The following is a 1,462-nucleotide window of genomic DNA, read 5'->3' on the forward strand; positions in this document are numbered from 1 at the left end:
CGACGAGCGTCAGTCGGCTCACGCCCAGCAAGGCCGCGAGGTTGTCGAGATCCGCGCCGGTCGCGGTGGCCAGCATGACGGCGCGGGCCGCGTCGTTCACCCGGGCGCGGTCGAGGAGCGAGCGGTAGGTCATCACCTCCAGGAGCTTCACCACCGGCTCGCTCTCCAGCGCCAGGACGCCGGCGAGCTCCGGCGCGTCGGCGATGATCGCGGCCTTCAGCCCGGCGAGGATGGTCTCGAAGTCCAGCGGCTCGATGACATCGGGGGCGGGGATCTGCGACAGGTCGATGGCGGAATAGCCGGTCATGCGGTCACCTCCGCCGTCAAGGTTGTTGCCCTGTGATCGACCTCGCCATGCAGGACGAGGCCGAGCTTGCCGGCGGCGGCGGCGGAGACCTCGACCCGGCGCAGGCGGAAGCGCGGCTCCCATGCATCAAGCGCGGCGGCGGTCTCGGCGTAGACATCGACCAGCGTCGCGCCGTTCACGGGCCGGTCGATCAGCCGCGGCAGCTCGGAGCCATAGGCGCGGCGCAGCACCCGGCTCCCGGTCGGGGTCGAGAGGATGTCGGTGATCGACTGCGCCAGATGCGCGTCCGCATCGAGCGGACGGAAGGCGCTGCGGGACAGGCCGGTCATGCGGGATCGGCCTCCGGGGTGGGGGTCGCGGGGTCAGTCGCGGGGACGGGCTCGACATCTCCCGCGGCAGGCTTTGCGGCGGCCTTCGCCTTGCGGGCCGGTTTGGCCGTTTCTGTCGCGCTTTTGGCTACAGAAGCCGCTTCCGCGCCCGCCAGCTCGACCGGCTCGTACTTCGCCTGGGCGGCGGTGAGGCGGATCTCCTCCCCGGCCGCGACGCGCCGGCCGGCGATCCAGCCGGCGGCCTTCGCGCGATAGGTCTTCATGCTCATCCGTTCGGTCCTCCTGTGTCGCCGCCGCCGGGAATGACGCCGCCATGGGTGTGGGTGACGAGGCTGACGCCGGAGGCGCGGACATCGCCGGTCACCTCGATGTCGCCCTCGACGTAGAGAGTGCCGATCAGCCGCAGCGTCCCGCCGCCGAGGTCCATGGTCGGGCTGCCGGCGTCGGGGGCGATCATGTTGCCGTCGACGGGCAGCGAGCCCATGACGAAGGCGCGGGCCATGTCGCCCGAGGGGGCGGAGACGGTGACCTGCTCGCCCGGGCTCGGCATCCAGTGCAGCCGGATCGCGCCGGAGCGGATCTGCATGACCTGCAGCGGCGGGGTCAAAAGGTCGCCGATCCGCACCCGGGCGCGCCCCGTCGCGTTGTCGATCGAGACGATGGTGCCGACGTTCAGCATCGCCCCGATCCGGCGGTCGGCCTCGGCCGCGGCGAGGCTCATGGGCTCACCTCGAAGGGCGGGCCGCCGACATAGAGCTCCGGGACGATGGGCGCGGGGGCAGGGAAAGGCGAGACGGCGACGACCTGCTCCCAGGTCACCGCGCTG

At 72.1% G+C, this 1,462-nt stretch carries 3 protein-coding genes and 1 pseudogene; all 4 read right to left on the minus strand.

Annotation, left to right across the window (positions count from 1 at the left end; genetic code table 11):
- A pseudogene (locus C5F48_RS23700) lies at positions 1-307 on the minus strand (baseplate assembly protein); the annotation flags it as partial.
- Complete coding sequence (locus tag C5F48_RS23705) at positions 304-636, minus strand: GPW/gp25 family protein (RefSeq protein WP_107666117.1); 333 nt, start codon at positions 634-636, stop codon at positions 304-306. The pseudogene C5F48_RS23700 and the gene C5F48_RS23705, both read right to left, overlap by 4 nt.
- Positions 633-905, minus strand: a complete 273-nt coding sequence (locus C5F48_RS23710) for a hypothetical protein (protein ID WP_107666118.1) — start codon at positions 903-905, stop codon at positions 633-635. Before C5F48_RS23710 ends, C5F48_RS23705 begins: the two co-directional genes overlap by 4 nt.
- On the minus strand, positions 902-1,357 hold the full coding sequence (locus C5F48_RS23715) for a phage baseplate assembly protein V (protein WP_107666119.1): 456 nt from the start codon (positions 1,355-1,357) through the stop codon (positions 902-904). The genes C5F48_RS23710 and C5F48_RS23715 overlap by 4 nt, the downstream gene beginning before the upstream one ends.
- Positions 1,358-1,462 lie beyond the last annotated feature (105 nt).

The organism is Cereibacter changlensis JA139, assembly GCF_003034985.1.
In the GTDB taxonomy this organism is placed as follows: domain Bacteria; phylum Pseudomonadota; class Alphaproteobacteria; order Rhodobacterales; family Rhodobacteraceae; genus Cereibacter; species Cereibacter changlensis.